The organism is Echinicola sediminis, assembly GCF_054777495.1.
Genome location: NZ_BAAHAP010000003.1, coordinates 18,083 through 34,007, shown reverse-complemented (window position 1 = coordinate 34,007; position 15,925 = coordinate 18,083). Strand labels below are relative to the sequence as shown.

Genomic DNA, 15,925 nt, shown 5'->3' with positions numbered 1-15,925 from the left:
GGTTATTTACTTTTTATATCATAGCCGTTTTCTTTTAGCTCATCGGCGGTCATTTGGACAAGGTTGACCTGCATGTAGATATCATCAAAGGGAGTGTCTGTTGAGTCTGTGGAGACAGTGGCAATGGCTTCCAGCACATCCAGTCCTTTAAATACCTGACCGAAAACGGTGTAATTGCCATCGAGTCTTTCAATGCCATCTTTGTCATGCACGATATACAATTGGCAGCCAGCTGATAGTTTTTGAGGGTTATCGTCCCGTCCTGCTCCCACTGCGCCATATACATGTTTTATGCTATCAACAAATTCCGGTTCCAACAGGTAAGGGGAATCCGAAAATCCTTCGGGGGTATCGGGACATCCTCCCTGAATAACAAATCCCTCAATCACCCGGTTAAAGGTCAGCGAATCCCAATAATGGGCATTGGCCAGTTCGATAAAGCTCTTTTTATGGCGGGGAGTTTCATCATAAAGCCAGAGGAGCATTTCTCCTTTAGGGGTGATGATTTGGCCTATGGGATAGGTATCGGCGGTTTTTTTGCCACAGGAAAAGAGGAGAATGGGTAAAAGTAGGGCAATTAGATTTTTATTCATTTTTGAGTCCATTTTTTGGGGTTTCGGAAGGTAATGATACTAAATTCTTTCTAAACATTGTGGTAGGAGATCTATCCATGACCTCCATTTTTTTATTGCGATAGCTGTCAAATAGAGGGATTCTGGGTCGTTGGTTTTTGAATTTCAATTCTAGAAATAGATGGACCCTTCGGGTTCATGACTGTCTTCAGGGTTTAAGGTGTTTCCAAGATGGTTTTAGCCCTATTAAGCCCCCTAAGGTTGTGATTCTTGTAATGGAAGGGGAGCGTTTAAAAATACCATGGGCAATTGGAAATCACGAAGTGATCAAATGTTATTCATAAAGCAACAGGTTCCGTAAAGCCCGACCCAGAACGGGGTGAATATATCTTCATGAATATAGGAAAGAAGCAGATTTTATGGCGCTATTATACTGCAGGATTTCTTTCTCAAATGCTTAAACACAGTGACTTAGGAGTTTGTGGGAATATTAAGGGTAAATTATTGCAATTATTTTTAATAAAGAAGCAGTTTAGTTTAGTAATTTAGGCGGTATGGAGTTTAGGTGGGAAATAAAAAGTAAAGCAGATCAAGCAACCGTACAATCCCTTAGCAGTGAAATCAATGTAAACCCGACCCTTGCCAATCTTTTGGCAAACCGGGGGGTGAATACTTTTCAGGAAGCTAAAGATTTCTTTAGACCGGATTTGGATAAAATTCATTCTCCTTTTCTGATGAAGGACATGGATAAGGCCGTTCAGCGTTTAGTTGAAGCTGTGACAAAGGAGGAGAAAATCCTGGTTTATGGTGATTATGATGTTGACGGTACCACAGCGGTGGCACTTTTTTATGGCTTTTTAAAGGAGATTTATCCTCACGTGGATTTTTATATCCCAGATCGGTACCAAGAGGGCTATGGCGTTTCTGAAAAAGGTGTGCGTTATGCGGCGGAAAAGGGCTTTAAGCTGATCGTTTCCCTTGATTGTGGCATTAAGGCATTGGAGAAGATCGATTTGGCCAATAGCCTGGGGCTGGACTTTATTATCTGTGACCACCATACTCCGGGGGAGATTTTGCCCAATGCCCTTGCTGTACTGGATCCCAAGAGGAAGGACTGTAACTACCCTTATAAGGAACTGAGTGGATGTGGGGTGGGCTTTAAACTGATCCAGGCATTTACGGAAAAAACAGGCAAGAACGCCAGCCATCTTTTTGGGCTGCTGGACCTGGTGGCGGTCAGCATTGCAGCGGACATTGTTCCCATTACGGGGGAAAACAGGATTTTGGCACATTATGGCTTGGAGCGCCTAAACAATAATCCGCGCCCAGGACTGATGGCCCTGATCTTGGCCGGAAAGGGGCAGCGGAGCCTGCAAGAACTTCAGCAAAACAGGCAGCTGCTACAAAGGGAAATGCTGCAGCTAAAATCAGACAAGGACATAGAAATTTCAGATATCGTTTTCCGCATTGGTCCCAGGATCAATGCCTCAGGGAGGCTGGAACACGCCAAAGCTTCAGTTGAGCTGTTAAATTCCAAGGATATCATGGATGCCCTGAAGCGTGCTGAAGATGTGGAGGATGTGAATTCTGCCCGGAAAAACTTTGATGAAAACATCACCAAGGAGGCGATAAAGATGATCGAGGACCGAGAGCAGGTGAAGCCTTATAAGAGCACGGTCCTGTACAAGGAGGACTGGCACAAAGGGGTGATAGGAATCGTTGCCTCCCGTTGCATAGAGCAGTATTACCGTCCTACCATTATCCTGACCGAGTCCAATAATAAAGCTACAGGAAGTGCCCGTTCGGTCTATGATTTTGATATTTATGAAGCCATCAATGAATGCAGTGATTTGCTGGAACAGTTTGGTGGCCACAAGTATGCGGCAGGTCTGACCATGGAGCTGGACAAAGTCTCGGCGTTTCAGGAGAAATTTGAAGAAGTGGTAAGCAGGAGGATTTCTGAGATACACAAGAAACCTGTGCTGGAAGTGGACGATGAGCTGGAGCTGGATCAGATCAACTATAAATTCTACAATATTTTGAGGCAAATGGCGCCTTTTGGCCCAGGGAACACCGAGCCCATTTTTTGTGCCAATCAAGTGTATGCACAAAACATCAAAGTGCTTAAGGACAAGCACCTCAAATTTGAAATTGTACAAGACGGACAAGTGACTACCCCGGTATGTATTGCCTTTGGATTTGCTACCTATTATGAAATGCTGAGAAGCAAAATGCGCTTCAATATCGCTTTTGAGGTGAGGGAAAATACTTTTAGGAATACCAGTAGCTTACAATTGTACGTTAAGGACATTAAATTCGACTGAAATGATACTTAAAGGAGAGCACCTTGTCAAAATATACAAAGGCAAAAAAGTAGTGAACAATATCTCTGTAGAGGTGGAGCAGGGAGAAATTGTAGGACTTTTGGGGCCTAATGGAGCGGGAAAGACTACTTCTTTTTATATGATTGTTGGCCTGATCAAGCCGAACAGTGGCCGGGTCTATCTGGATCAGGAGGAAATCACTCCTTTGCCCATGTACCGAAGGGCCAAGCGCGGTATCGGCTACTTGGCACAGGAAGCGTCGGTTTTCAGAAAGCTCTCTGTGGAGGAAAATATTATGGCGGTGCTGGAAATGACCGATCTGCCGAAATCCGCTCAAAAGGAAAAGGTGGAGGAGTTGCTGGAGGAATTCAGCCTTACCCATGTGCGCAAAAACCTGGGAATGGTGCTTTCCGGCGGAGAGCGCAGAAGGACTGAAATTGCCCGGGCTTTGGCGGTGGATCCAAAATTTGTGCTGCTGGATGAGCCTTTTGCCGGAGTGGATCCCATTGCTGTGGAGGAAATCCAGTCCATCGTCGCCAAGTTAAAGAATAAAAATATCGGTATATTGATCACCGATCACAACGTAAACGAAACCCTTTCGATAACCGACCGGGCTTACCTGATGTTTGAAGGTAAGCTACTCAAAGCAGGAACGGCCGAGGAACTGGCAGCAGATGAGCAGGTTCGGAAAGTTTACCTAGGTAAACACTTTGAGTTGAAACGTAAGATTTAAATGTATGGAAGTACTGAACACTTTTATGACCTGGATTTTTAAAATCCGGATAGGTCAGATTGACAATTTTAAGGAAAATCCGATCAGAGTACAGCAGGATATATTTTTTGACCTCATCAAATCCGCCAGAAAGACCCAGTTTGGGAAAAAGTACGGGTTTTCGGACATCAGATCGATCGGGGATTTTGCCCGGCAGGTACCTGTACATAATTATGAGCAGATGAAACCCTATATTGAGCAGACCATGCGGGGTGAGCAAAATGTCATCTGGCCAACGGACATCCATTGGTTTTCCAAGTCCTCAGGAACCACCGGAAGTCGGAGTAAGTTTATCCCGGTTTCCCAGGAGTCACTGGAAGATTGTCATTTTAAAGGGGGAAAGGATATGTTGTCCCTTTATGTCAATAATTATCCCGAGAGTAAGTTGTTTACCGGTAAAAGTCTTGCAATTGGTGGCAGTAGCGAGGTAAACACCTTGGATGTCAATAAAAGCAGCCATTATGGGGACATCTCCGCCTTGATCATGCGTAATCTGCCCGTTTGGGCGCAATTGGCTCGAACACCCAGTCTGGAAACGGCCCTGATGAGCGAGTGGGAGGAGAAAATAGAGAAAATGGCCCACGAGACCATGAAGGAAAATGTGGTCAGTATTTCAGGAGTCCCCACTTGGACCATTGTGCTGTTGCAACGGATTTTGGAGCTGACCAATTCCAGCAATATTTTGGAGGTATGGCCTCACCTGGAGGTGTTTTTTCACGGAGCCGTAGCATTCGGCCCCTATAGGAGACTGTTCCAAGAACTTATTCCATCAGAAAAAATGCATTATATGGAGACCTATAATGCTTCCGAGGGCTTCTTCGGGATTCAGGATCAGAAGAATTCTGATGAATTGCTCTTGATGCTGGATTATGGGATATATTATGAGTTTATTCCCATGGAAGAGTGGGAGGAGGATGACCCCAAGGTGATCCCTCTTGAAGAGGTGGAATTGGGGAAAAACTATGCGGTGGTGATCAGCACGAACGGAGGGCTCTGGCGTTACAAAATAGGGGATACGGTTAAATTCACGTCGATCAGACCTTACAGGATCAAGATTTCAGGCCGCACCAAGCATTTTATCAATGCCTTTGGAGAGGAAGTGATCGTGGAGAACGCCGAAAAAGCCATAGAGATAGCTGCAGAAGCCACCGATGCGATTATTGTTAATTTTACCGCTGCACCGGTTTATTTTGACAGTTCAGACAGCAAAGGTGCCCATGAATGGGTAATCGAGTTCAGTAAGCAGCCCAACGATGCCGCTCTTTTCAAAGAGAAGTTGGACAGTACATTGCGGGAGATCAATTCGGACTATGATGCCAAGCGCTACAAAGATATTGCCCTGGATAAGCCCCGCATCCATTTTGCCTCGGAAGGCTTGTTTGAAAAATGGATGAAATGCCGCGGCAAATTGGGCGGGCAAAATAAGGTGCCGCGATTGGCCAATAATCGGGAATATATTGATAGCCTGATTGAAATGATGAAATGAGAGAACTGAATTGATCTGCTCGACAAATCATTCTTTATCTATCCGTAAATATCATTTAAGATACCGGCAAGCCTTACCCCCCCTGCAAAAAGGCGGTCTTCTATGATTGGGAAATATTTGTAATCGTATTCGTAGGATAATTTCTTGTGATCAGGTAGATCGTAGACAAATGGCCGCAAGGAGACGGCTTCAGAGAGCCATTCCGATAAGGGGGCTGATTGAAGTTTGGTGACAGCTTTTTTATCCGCTCTTCGATTGAGGTGTTTGGCAAGTTCCGTAAAACTTAGCTTTTGCCTTTCGATCATTTTCGTGTCCCAAACGCTATGGAGGTTCGTTTTTTGGCTGAAATACGTCACCGATACGCTATTGCCACCACGGTCTTTACCCGTTCCAACATGTAAAGGCTGGTGCAGGTCTCCAACGATATGGATAAGCATTTTGAGGTTTTCCTGTTTCTTTTTTAGGGAGAGAGGCCGGTGTTTCAGCTCGTCAATCAATCTTATCAATGTTTGGTAGGCATCACCTTCCTTTTCCTGAATCTCAGGTTCATATCCTTTCCCCTCCCTTACGGTAAGATAATGCCAGGTAGTGGCAAAGTCATAGGCGTCGTCTGAGCGTATTTCATCCATCCAATTGGCTGCCATCGGGATGGATTCATGTTTTAGGATTTCCTGTATCGCCATACTGGCTTTATTGTTCAGGTGCCAAGCGGCAATTTGCCCTACAACTCTATGGCCGGTTTGTCCCCAACCAAAAGAGTGAAAAGTGACGGATGCGCAAAATAAAAGCGTGGTAAACAGTTTTTTCATGTTTGAGAGCAATTATTTAAACAGCTTTGTACCCTTTTAGGGAATGGTTTTACGGGCAGGAAAGCTCATTGATGGCAATCCAAGCCATAAGTCCTGCGCCCACTTCCAAGGCACTTTCATCGATGTCAAAAGTAGGCGTATGAACTCCCGAGGTAATGCCCTTAGCTTCATTTCTGATTCCCAGTCGATAAAAACAGCCGTCCATTTCTTGTGTATAATAGGAGAAATCTTCGGCAGCCATCCAGATATCCAATTCTTCTACATTTTCCTCGCCCAAATATTCCTGAGCGGCCTGGAATGCCCGATCAGTCAGTTCGGGAGCATTTTGCAGGAAAGGATATCCTTTACGCACTTCAAAATCAACTGATCCCCCCATGCCTTCAGCAATTCCCTCTGCGATTTTTACCATTCTCTTATGGGCTTCTGCTCTCCATTCCTCACTGAGTGTACGGAAGGTGCCCTGTATATTTACTTCATTAGGAATAATATTGGTAGCTCCCAGCGCCTCTATTCTTCCAAAGGAGAGTACTGATGGGATTTTAGGGCTGGCATTCCGGCTGATTACTTGCTGCAAAGCAACAATGATATGGGAAGCAATCAGAATAGGATCCACCAGGGTTTCAGGCATTGCTCCGTGGCCCCCTTTTCCTTTTACTGTCAAGTAAAGTTCATCGGCACTGGCCATGTACATGCCTTTGCGGAAGCCTACTTTTCCTGCATCTATTAAAGGCATCACATGTTGCCCCACAATCGCACGAGGGGCCGGGTTTTCCAGGGCTTTGTCCTTAATCATCAAAGAGGCTCCTCCGGGAATTTTCTCTTCACCTGGCTGGAAAATAAGTTTAACGGTGCCCTCAAACTCTTCCTTTACTTCCTGTAAGATTTTGGCAGCTCCAAGTAAGGATGCGGTATGCACATCATGGCCACAGGCATGCATTACCCCTTCATTTTTGGATTTGTAAGGCACTTCATTCTGCTCTACGATGGGTAGGGCATCCATATCGGCTCTTAGTGCAATGACTTTTTTTGAGGGATTTTTGCCTTCGATCAGCGCTACTAAACCCGTATCGGCCTTTTTTTCTATGCTGGAAATGCCCAATGCCTTCAATTGTTCTTCTACAAAGGCGCTGGTTTTATATTCCTCAAACGAAAGCTCAGGGTTGGCATGAAGGTGCCTTCTATTATCAGTGATTTGACCAAGGTACTGCTTGGCCAATTCTTGGACTCTATTCTTTAGCATAGTTAAATGTCGTCTCCTTCTTCAATTTCCTCGGTTTCTGGAGTTTTTCCGAAACGTTGCCTGATGATTCTGGCGGTGGGGAAATCCTGCTTAATGGAATAAAACAGGGCTTGGGCCTCAATCCGGTGGATATAGCGGCCTACCTTTACCAAATAGCGTGGCTGTTCATATTCCATTTCTGCTTTGATCTGGCTGGGAAGGGTATTGTACAGTTTGTTTCTTGTTTCAAAAGCCTGCTCTCTGTTTACACCGCTATAGACCAAGATGGTAAAGCCATTGAAAGCCCCTTTTTCCTCATTTTCCCTTGCAAAATTGTTCAAGGCTTGTTGGAGGTCTGAATCCACAGCAGCTCCCGCATCCGCACTTATAGGGCCACTGTTTTCTGTAGGAGCAATGAGGTTTTCCTGAGGGATTTCAGGAAAAGTCACTCTGCTACGGCCAAGGTTTTCCTCATAGTCATTATAAGCTGCAGCTGATCTGCTGAGCTTGCTACCCCCGGCGCAACCAGCCAGGAAAATAAGGGCGAATACTAGAGCAAAGGCTTGTTTTGTCATGGTCTTTATTCTTCTATAACAACACATTTACCGGAGTTGATGTCCTGTTCGACACTTTTGTATTTCACATCCTTCTTGACGTTGCCATTGGAATATTGGACGGAAACACGGTCATTTCTGCCATAGGCTTTTTCTGACCTTCTGGGAGCCACCGGCTGTTTTTGGGCAGTTCTGTTGGCCGCTACTGCCGCAGCGGCTGCCCGGTCTGCGTGTGGGTTTAGGCTGCTCCCCGCTTCTTCTTTGGAAGCTTGAACTTGTGGTTCAGGTTGTCGTGCTGCCTGAGCGGCTCTTACCTGGTCAGGATTTTGTTTTGGCAGCTCTGCTTTGGCAAGGAAAGAAATGACATCATCATTGAGCTTGCCTACAAAGCGTTTGAACATCTCAAAGGCTTCAAACTTATAGATCAAGAGCGGGTCTTTCTGCTCATAAACGGCGTTTTGAACTGACTGCTTCAGGTCGTCCATGTCTCTGAGGTGTTCCTTCCAGTTTTGGTCAATAATGGCAAGCGTGACATTTTTCTCCAAGGCCCTGATCAGGTCCCGACCTTCATTTTGGATCGTAGACTCCAGATTGATTACCACACCGATTTGCTTGATGCCATCAGAAATCGGAACCATGATTTCTTTTACTGTAGCGCCCCGGTTTTCATAGACATCCTTGAGTACAGGCATTGCCCTCTCCAGAACCCTCTGGTTCTTGGTGATATAATTGTCATAAGAAGCATCAAACAAGGCTTGGGTCAAGGTGTTGGTGTCTTTGGTCTTGATGTCCTCTTCATTGAATTTGTAGTCGATACCCAAAGAGCTGTAAATATTCATGCGGAGGTTTTCCATGTCCTCAGTGGATTTTGCCATTTCGACAATGTCCTCGCATACATCATACATTACATTGAGAATGTCCAGTTCCAGCCTTTCTCCCATCAGGGCATTTTTCCTACGCTTGTAGACCACTTCCCGCTGGGAGTTCATCACATCATCGTATTCCAAAAGACGCTTACGTACGCCAAAGTTGTTTTCCTCAACTTTCTTTTGGGCACGCTCGATGGATTTGGTGATCATGGAATGCTGGATCACTTCTCCTTCCTCCAAGCCCATGCGGTCCATCAGCTTGGCGATCCTTTCGGAACCGAACAGTCGCATCAGGTTGTCCTCGAGAGAAACAAAGAATTGGGAGGAACCTACATCCCCTTGACGGCCGGCACGTCCCCTCAACTGCCTGTCCACCCTTCTGGACTCATGTCTTTCTGTACCAATGATGGCAAGGCCGCCCGCTTTTTTGGCTTCCGGTGTCAGTTTGATATCGGTACCACGACCGGCCATGTTGGTGGCGATGGTTACTGTACCTGGTTTACCTGCTTCAGCGACTACCTCTGCTTCTTTGGCGTGCTGCTTGGCGTTCAGCACCTGGTGTTTGATTTTCTTCAGGGTGAGCATTCTGCTGAGCACTTCTGAGATTTCCACTGAAGTGGTACCTACCAGCACAGGTCTGCCCGCTTCTGTCAGCTCGTTGATCTCGTCAACGACCGCATTGAACTTTTCACGAACGGTTTTATAAACTTTATCTTCTCTGTCGTCCCTCTGAATTGGTTTGTTGGTAGGGATGACCACTACGTCCAACTTATAGATTTCCCAGAATTCACCGGCTTCAGTTTCGGCAGTACCGGTCATGCCGGAAAGCTTATGGTACATTCTGAAGTAATTTTGTAGGGTGATGGTGGCATAGGTTTGTGTGGCATCTTCCACCTTCACACTTTCTTTGGCCTCGATGGCTTGGTGAAGTCCATCAGAATACCTCCTGCCTTCCATCACACGGCCTGTTTGTTCATCGACGATTTTCACCTTGCCATCCACCAGGATATATTCGGTGTCTTTCTCAAACATACAGTAAGCCTTGAGCAATTGGTTGACCGTATGGATCCTCTGGGCTTTTACGCCATAATCCTTGATGATTTCCTCTTTGCGGATTAGTTTTTCCTTATCATCCAGGCTTTCGTCCTTCTCCATATCGGCAATGGCGGTACCAATGTCCGGCAATATAAAGAAGTCCGGGTTTTCATTTTTCTTGGTGATGACTTCGATCCCATTATCAGTCAAGTCTACCGTATTGGACTTTTCGTCAATGGTAAAGAGAAGCGGTTCATCCGCCTCCGGCATCATTCTTTTATTGTCCTGCAGGTAATAATTTTCTGTCTTTTGGAGTACTACCCTGATGCCTGGCTCAGAGAGGTACTTGATCAAAGGCTTGTATTTTGGCATACCGCGGTAGGCCCTGAAAAGTGCCAATCCGCCTTCTTTTTGGTCGCCGGCAGCAATCAGCTTTTTGGCCTCGGTGAGGTATCCTTGTACCAGTTTTCGTTGCTCGTCCACCAAAGTGGCAACCCTTGGCTTCATTTCGTAAAACTCGTGCTCATCGCCTCTTGGCACTGGACCGGAAATGATCAGTGGGGTTCTGGCATCATCAATCAGTACGGAGTCCACCTCATCGATCATGGCGAAATGGTGTCTGCCCTGAACAAGGTCATTGGCATTGCGGGCCATATTGTCCCGGAGATAGTCAAAGCCGAACTCATTGTTTGTACCATAAACGATGTCGCAGTGATAGGCATTTCTTCTTCCTGCCGAATTAGGCTGGTACTTGTCGATGCAGTCCACTTTAAGGCCATGGAATTCAAAAAGCGGGGCATTCCATTCGGAGTCCCTTTTTGCCAGGTAGTCGTTGACCGTTACCACGTGGACACCACGACCGGCCAAGGCATTTAGGTAGGCAGGCAGGGTGGAGACAAGCGTCTTACCTTCCCCGGTGGCCATTTCGGAGATTTTGCCTTTATGAAGTGCGATACCACCGATAAGCTGAACATCGTAGTGCAGCATGTCCCAGGTGATCTCTGTGCCTGCGGCCATCCACTTGTTGTGCCAAATGGCCTGATCTCCATTGATCTCTACATTGTCTTTTCTGGCAGAAAGTTCGCGGTCATAATCGTTGGCCTTAACGGTCAATTGGGTGTTTTCCTTAAACCTTCGTGCTGTTTCCTTTACTACGGCAAAAGCCTTGGGCAATACTTTTTCCAGTACTACTTCCAAGGCTTCGTTACGGTCTTTCTCTATTGCATCTATTTTATTGAAAAGGGCATCTTTTTCATGGACCTTGTCCGGTGCCAATGCATCGATCTCCGTCTTCAAGGAAGCGATATTGTCATCAAAGGACTTCAGCTCAGTATTGATGGTTTCTTTGATTTCAATGGTTTTGGCTCTCAGTTGCTCATCGCTGATGGATGATAGTTGGGCGAATTCGGCATTCACCTGATTCACGATGGGAAGGAGCTCTTTTATATCACGATCTGACTTGGTTCCGAACACTTTGGCCAAGCCTTTTGCAATAAAGTCTAACATATTAGTTTATATATTATAATAGCGCTTAAAATTACTTTCTTTTTATAACAATCGGTAGTTTTTGGCCAACCGATTGGCCATGGTTTCCAGCTTTAAATGAACAGCGTACCTTCTTATAATGATACAGTTCCTTTAAATACCTGCTCAGCAGGTCCGATGAGCTGGATGTTTTTAAAAGTTCCGTCTGATGCTGCAGCAAATTTGACCGCCAATTCTCCTCCGGGAACTTTGATTTTAATATGGTTAAGTTGGTTCTGATGTCCGTAAACCAAAGCACATGCTGTGACACCGGTACCGCAGGAAAGGGTTTCGTTTTCTACCCCCCGCTCGTAAGTACGTACATGTATTTTATCTTCCTCCAAAGGGGAAATAAAGTTGACATTGGTTCCTGCAGGTTCGTAGGGTTTGCTGTACCGGATAGTGGCACCTGTTTCGACAACCGGATAGGTTTCCACATTTTCCACAAACCTGACATGGTGTGGGGAGCCGGTATTGACAAAATAATCTTCTCCAGCAACCGATATGCTGTTTACATTGCTCATGCCTAATTCAATAAGGGGGCCGTTAATACGGGCTTCATGGGGACCGTCTATGGCCAAAAATTTCGTTTGCTCGTCAACGATTCCCAAAAACTTGGAAAATGCTACGGCGCAGCGGGCGCCGTTGCCGCACATGCTTTGGGAACCATCGGAGTTGAAATAAACCATTTCAAAGTCGTACCCTTCCTTGTTGCGGATCAAGATAAGTCCATCCCCGCCTATTCCAAACTTTCGGTCACAAAGCCGACTGACCAGCTCAAGGTTTTGCTCATCAAACTGCTCCTGCCGATCATCAATCATGACAAAATCATTTCCTGTGCCCTGGTATTTATAAAATGAAATCTCCATATCCTCGTTAACATTAATTAGGCAAAAGGGGCGGTTCAAAAACCAATCCACTTTCCGATTATCTTACAAACATAACCAACTTGTCATTAATTCGGACGCATTGTCTGATTATTGGTTTTATTTTATCAAGTAAATACTTAACTTGCTCCAATAGTGCTGTAAAATAAATACTTGGAAAAGTACTGAATACAAAAATATTTTCGGAATAAAATTTTATATAAAATGAAGAAAGTTTCATTTAATCCTTCCAGAAGGACTTTTATAACACAAAGTACTAAAGCCACATTGGCAGTGGGGATTGGTAGTAGCGCGGTGGGTTCGGCGTTTTTATCTGCATGCGGTTCCTCGACTGAAAAGGAGGAAGAAGCCGTTTCCTTGAGCACAGGATATTCTCAGGCTGGCTTGACTTATGATTATACTGCATTGGAGCCGAGCATAGATGCCATGACCATGGAAATACACTATACCAAGCATGCGGCAGGTTATGCCAAAAAGCTTAAGGCTGCATGTGAGGAAGAAGGGGTGGATATGGAGAAGCCTTTGGAAGAAGTACTGATGAAGGTTTCCAATTACAGTACAGCTATGCGTAATAATGGGGGCGGCCATTATAATCACGAACTTTTCTGGAGCATTATGTCTCCTGAGGGTGGTGGAAAGGCTGATGGTGAATTGGCATCTGCCATTGATGAAGCGTTTGGAAGTTTTGATGCTTTTGTGGAAAAATTTGAAGGAGAAGCCAAAGGAAGGTTTGGATCCGGATGGGCATGGTTGGTAGTGGACGAAAACAAAAAGCTAAAGGTTGGTTCAACACCAAATCAAGATAATCCGCTGATGGATGTCTCGGATTTTCAAGGAATACCATTAATAGGGATCGATGTTTGGGAACATGCCTATTATCTGCATTATCAAAATGAACGAGGAAAGTATATCTCTAATTGGTGGAAAGTGCTTGATTGGAATGCGGTAGCTCAGCGTTATAAAGCTATTGTGTAATTGGTAAGTCAAAATTTTAACTTCTAGTCGGGCCGGGTTTCTGGTCCGACTTTTTAGTTTTTATAGGCTCAGCACTAAGGTTTAAATTGTTGTTTTACTTATTTTCCTTAGGTTTTGGTGCAAGTTGAATAAACTATAGTAATTGATTGGTTCGCTGTTTATTACGGTGTTTTTCATTTAATTGTCTGTTTTTCAGTGATTTGATTGCTTGTTTACATAAAAAGTTGATTTGATATCGTTTTTTGGCATTTTGTTTGCAATAAATTCCGCAGAAACTAAACCAACTATTTATTATGATGAGGAACTCAATGAAAAATTTTGCAAAATGGATGATGCCCTTGAGCTTAGGGCTTGTATTGGTGGCTTGTTCTGAAGACGAGGAAACTCCCAAAGAGGGACATAGTCAGGTTACATTGAAATCTACCGCAGAGGGTGAATCAGGAACAAGTAGTGAAAATGGAAGAGTTAGAGCTGGGGCAATGAGTATTAGCTCCTTCAAAGTAGGTACCCAGGATATGGAAATGAAGTATGTTTCCATGGCGGAAATCAATGCGGGTATCAGCATTGGCAACGGTACTTTACAAAGTAATATCAGTGCAGAACTTGGTTCTGAAGTTTCTCAACAGAAGAACCTTTCTTTAATTGCTGATGGAGAAAGTAAAGTAGTGGTTATTGGGCAGGGAGAAACTCCCAATGGAAACTACACGGAAGTGCTTTTTAAATTGTATCAAAATACAGAGGCCGGTACGGAAAGTGAAATGCAGGATAAATCCTTATTGATTACCGGTGAAGTAGAAGGTAAGGCTACCCATGTGTGGTTGGAAGCTGAGAAGCAATTGAGAGCTGCAGCAGAAAGTTCCCAAGGATATGAAGTAAATGGCAATACCGATATGAACATTGTTTTTGATATGCAGCAGGTATTTGCAGGAGTTGACATGAGTGCTGCTTTGGATACTGATTTGGATGGCGTAATCGAAATCGGTCCAGGTAACGTCGATGGCAATGCCGCGCTGTACAGCAAAATCGAAAGCAATATTGAAAGTGCGGTAATGCTGAAGAAATAAGAACCTATTGTGAAGTATTAACGGTAGAAGGTCAGAAATTTTTCTGGCCTTTTTTTGTATTTAGAGATTATTTAAAGTTTTTTCGCTGCCATTAACCAAGTGATAGTAATTGTAGTATGAAAGATCCTAAAACACTTAGCGCTGTAGCCGCTTTTCATGAAACTTTTAAGCATCCCGTATTGTCGCAGCCTGCCATCCCGGAGGAAAAGCGGTCAAAATTAAGGGTTTCATTAATTGCTGAGGAATTGAAAGAGTTGGAGGAAGGGATCAGGAATCAAGACATCGTGGAAGTGGCCGATGCATTGTGTGATATACAGTATGTATTGGCTGGGGCAGTACTGGAGTTTGGTTTGGCGGATAAGTTTGAAGCCTTATTCAATGAAGTGCAGCGTTCCAATATGAGCAAGGCGTGTAAGTCCGTAGAGGAGGCTGAAGCAACGGTGGCGCATTATCAAGCACGAGGTGTGGACTGTTTTTATGAGAAAGAAGGGGATTTATACCTTGTATTTAGAAAAGAGGACCGCAAAACCCTTAAGTCTGTAAATTACTCTCCTGCGGATCTGAAGGGGATTTTGGGCAAGTGATTGAGAAAGGTCTAAAAGATCAATGTAGGATGCCCAAACATCTTGTTCATTAAGGGATCAAATACTCCAGCGTAATTGTACGCAATGCTGTGGGTAGCTTCAAATTTTACAAAGTGTTTCCCGCAGAGCTCGCAGATCGCCGCAGATTATTTATTCTTGATTTTCCGCATTTCAGGGTACTTGTATAATAGGAATCCACTGAAATATAGGTGTATAGTTAAATTGCGCAATAACCAATTCATTCCAAGAGCCTGTTAAGAATGTTTAACATTTGCTTTTTTTGATTTGAGCTGAATAGATTCTATATTTACTTTGTAATTCAAAGTACTTTTTATGGACCAACAAAAATACATCGAAGATTTACAGTCTATCCGGGAGATCATGAGCCGGTCATCCAAGTTTATTTCCTTGAGCGGATTGTCAGGGATTGCTGCGGGAGTCTTTGCGCTCATAGGGGCTTATGCGGCCTATGAATTGGTGTATGTACATCAGGAGTCGATGGAGTACGGTACACTGATCGTAAATAGGGAAAGTATACTCATCTTAGGACTGATCGGGGCGCTTACCCTATTGTGTTCTGTGGTGGCAGGAATAGTATTTACCAAAAGAAAGGTGGCCCAGAGGCAGGAAAAACTTTGGGATTACCAAACCAAAAGGTTGTTGATCAATCTGGCCATTCCTTTGCTTGCCGGGGGGGCTTTTTGCGTGATCTTATTGGTCAAAGGCTATATTGGATTGATAGCTCCCTTGACCCTGATTTTTTATGGACTGGCGCTGGTCAATGTCAGCAAATATACCTTAGGTGAGGTGAGGACTTTGGGCTTGGCGGAAATAGTATTAGGTTTGCTGGCGAGTTATTTTATTGGGTTTGGACTATTGTTTTGGGCCATAGGTTTTGGGGTACTGCATGTCATCTACGGAGCGGTGATGCAGGTAAAATATAAGTCGTGAGAGAGCTGCTGAAAGATTTAAATAAAGCATTTGAAAATAAAGTCCGGTTAGGGATCATGTCTGCCCTGATCGTCAACGAGTACCTGGATTTCAATAGTCTAAAGGACCTCTTAGGGGTGACGGACGGAAATTTGGCCAGTCATCTCAAATCACTGGAAAAGTCTAAATACATTATCTTCAAAAAGGAATTCCTGGATAGAAAGCCGAATACCAAATACTCTGCTACCCAAGAGGGTGTAAAGGCCTTTGAAAAACATATTAGAGCCATAGAGCAGTTACTAAAATAAAAAAATTACCCAT

General features: G+C 44.4%; 14 protein-coding genes. 8 read left to right on the top strand and 6 right to left on the bottom strand.

Annotated features, from left to right (window positions below):
• Positions 1-2: 2 nt before the first annotated feature.
• A complete protein-coding gene (locus ACYVAA_RS01480; protein ID WP_460538238.1) occupies positions 3-593 on the bottom strand; it encodes a peptidylprolyl isomerase in 591 nt (196 codons plus the stop codon).
• A gap of 533 nt (positions 594-1,126) precedes the next feature.
• On the opposite strand from ACYVAA_RS01480, the gene ACYVAA_RS01475 reads away from it, so the two are divergent.
• Genes ACYVAA_RS01475 through ACYVAA_RS01465 form a run of 3 tightly spaced genes read left to right on the top strand, consistent with a single transcriptional unit; the run spans position 1,127 to position 5,154 of the window.
• Positions 1,127-2,896: a single-stranded-DNA-specific exonuclease RecJ gene (locus tag ACYVAA_RS01475; RefSeq protein ID WP_460538236.1), complete on the top strand. Its 1,770-nt coding sequence runs from the start codon at positions 1,127-1,129 to the stop codon at positions 2,894-2,896.
• Between the two features lies 1 nt (position 2,897).
• A complete protein-coding gene (lptB, locus tag ACYVAA_RS01470) occupies positions 2,898-3,629 on the top strand; it encodes an LPS export ABC transporter ATP-binding protein (RefSeq protein WP_460538235.1) in 732 nt (243 codons plus the stop codon).
• Positions 3,630-3,633: 4 nt separating this feature from the next.
• The gene (locus ACYVAA_RS01465; protein WP_460538234.1) at positions 3,634-5,154 is read left to right on the top strand and encodes a GH3 auxin-responsive promoter family protein; all 1,521 of its coding nucleotides are present in this window, start codon (positions 3,634-3,636) and stop codon (positions 5,152-5,154) included.
• A 38-nt stretch (positions 5,155-5,192) separates the two neighbouring features.
• Here the strand turns inward: ACYVAA_RS01465 and ACYVAA_RS01460 are convergent, their stop codons facing one another.
• From ACYVAA_RS01460 to dapF, 5 genes are all read right to left on the bottom strand, one after another.
• On the bottom strand, positions 5,193-5,963 hold the full coding sequence (locus ACYVAA_RS01460) for a S1/P1 nuclease (protein WP_460538233.1): 771 nt from the start codon (positions 5,961-5,963) through the stop codon (positions 5,193-5,195).
• Positions 5,964-6,012: 49 nt separating this feature from the next.
• A complete protein-coding gene (locus ACYVAA_RS01455) occupies positions 6,013-7,203 on the bottom strand; it encodes a M20 metallopeptidase family protein (RefSeq protein ID WP_460538232.1) in 1,191 nt (396 codons plus the stop codon).
• Between the two features lie 2 nt (positions 7,204-7,205).
• Positions 7,206-7,757 carry a hypothetical protein gene (locus tag ACYVAA_RS01450; protein ID WP_460538231.1) on the bottom strand — a complete coding sequence of 184 codons (552 nt, stop codon included), beginning with the start codon at positions 7,755-7,757 and terminating at the stop codon, positions 7,206-7,208.
• A 5-nt stretch (positions 7,758-7,762) separates the two neighbouring features.
• Complete coding sequence (secA, locus tag ACYVAA_RS01445; RefSeq protein ID WP_460538230.1) at positions 7,763-11,146, bottom strand: preprotein translocase subunit SecA; 3,384 nt, start codon at positions 11,144-11,146, stop codon at positions 7,763-7,765.
• Positions 11,147-11,259: 113 nt separating this feature from the next.
• Positions 11,260-12,033 (bottom strand): diaminopimelate epimerase, encoded by a 774-nt coding sequence (gene dapF / locus ACYVAA_RS01440; protein ID WP_460538229.1) that lies wholly within the window; start codon positions 12,031-12,033, stop codon positions 11,260-11,262.
• Between the two features lie 222 nt (positions 12,034-12,255).
• Between dapF and ACYVAA_RS01435 the strand changes: the two genes are divergently transcribed.
• From ACYVAA_RS01435 to ACYVAA_RS01415, 5 genes are all read left to right on the top strand, one after another.
• Complete coding sequence (locus tag ACYVAA_RS01435) at positions 12,256-13,026, top strand: superoxide dismutase (protein ID WP_460538227.1); 771 nt, start codon at positions 12,256-12,258, stop codon at positions 13,024-13,026.
• 293 nt (positions 13,027-13,319) lie between these two features.
• Positions 13,320-14,090, top strand: coding sequence for a hypothetical protein (locus ACYVAA_RS01430; RefSeq protein WP_460538226.1), 771 nt, complete (start codon positions 13,320-13,322; stop codon positions 14,088-14,090).
• 116 nt (positions 14,091-14,206) lie between these two features.
• Positions 14,207-14,674, top strand: a complete 468-nt coding sequence (locus ACYVAA_RS01425) for a pyrophosphohydrolase domain-containing protein (RefSeq protein ID WP_460538225.1) — start codon at positions 14,207-14,209, stop codon at positions 14,672-14,674.
• Positions 14,675-15,007: 333 nt separating this feature from the next.
• Complete coding sequence (locus tag ACYVAA_RS01420; protein WP_460538224.1) at positions 15,008-15,625, top strand: hypothetical protein; 618 nt, start codon at positions 15,008-15,010, stop codon at positions 15,623-15,625.
• A complete protein-coding gene (locus tag ACYVAA_RS01415; protein ID WP_460538223.1) occupies positions 15,622-15,912 on the top strand; it encodes a winged helix-turn-helix domain-containing protein in 291 nt (96 codons plus the stop codon). Before ACYVAA_RS01420 ends, ACYVAA_RS01415 begins: the two co-directional genes overlap by 4 nt.
• Positions 15,913-15,925: the final 13 nt, after the last annotated feature.

Bases quoted from the DNA above. Each gene is read 5' to 3' on its own strand.
- ACYVAA_RS01420 (WP_460538224.1), top strand. From the start codon at position 15,008: ATGGACCAACAAAAATACATCGAAGATTTACAGTCTATCCGGGAGATC.
- ACYVAA_RS01460 (WP_460538233.1), bottom strand. From the start codon at position 5,963: ATGAAAAAACTGTTTACCACGCTTTTATTTTGCGCATCCGTCACTTTT.
- ACYVAA_RS01465 (WP_460538234.1), top strand. From the start codon at position 3,634: ATGGAAGTACTGAACACTTTTATGACCTGGATTTTTAAAATCCGGATA.
- ACYVAA_RS01480 (WP_460538238.1), bottom strand. From the start codon at position 593: ATGAATAAAAATCTAATTGCCCTACTTTTACCCATTCTCCTCTTTTCC.
- ACYVAA_RS01425 (WP_460538225.1), top strand. From the start codon at position 14,207: ATGAAAGATCCTAAAACACTTAGCGCTGTAGCCGCTTTTCATGAAACT.
- dapF (WP_460538229.1), bottom strand. From the start codon at position 12,033: ATGGAGATTTCATTTTATAAATACCAGGGCACAGGAAATGATTTTGTC.
- secA (WP_460538230.1), bottom strand. From the start codon at position 11,146: ATGTTAGACTTTATTGCAAAAGGCTTGGCCAAAGTGTTCGGAACCAAG.
- ACYVAA_RS01430 (WP_460538226.1), top strand. From the start codon at position 13,320: ATGATGAGGAACTCAATGAAAAATTTTGCAAAATGGATGATGCCCTTG.
- ACYVAA_RS01475 (WP_460538236.1), top strand. From the start codon at position 1,127: ATGGAGTTTAGGTGGGAAATAAAAAGTAAAGCAGATCAAGCAACCGTA.
- ACYVAA_RS01455 (WP_460538232.1), bottom strand. From the start codon at position 7,203: ATGCTAAAGAATAGAGTCCAAGAATTGGCCAAGCAGTACCTTGGTCAA.
- lptB (WP_460538235.1), top strand. From the start codon at position 2,898: ATGATACTTAAAGGAGAGCACCTTGTCAAAATATACAAAGGCAAAAAA.
- ACYVAA_RS01435 (WP_460538227.1), top strand. From the start codon at position 12,256: ATGAAGAAAGTTTCATTTAATCCTTCCAGAAGGACTTTTATAACACAA.
- ACYVAA_RS01450 (WP_460538231.1), bottom strand. From the start codon at position 7,757: ATGACAAAACAAGCCTTTGCTCTAGTATTCGCCCTTATTTTCCTGGCT.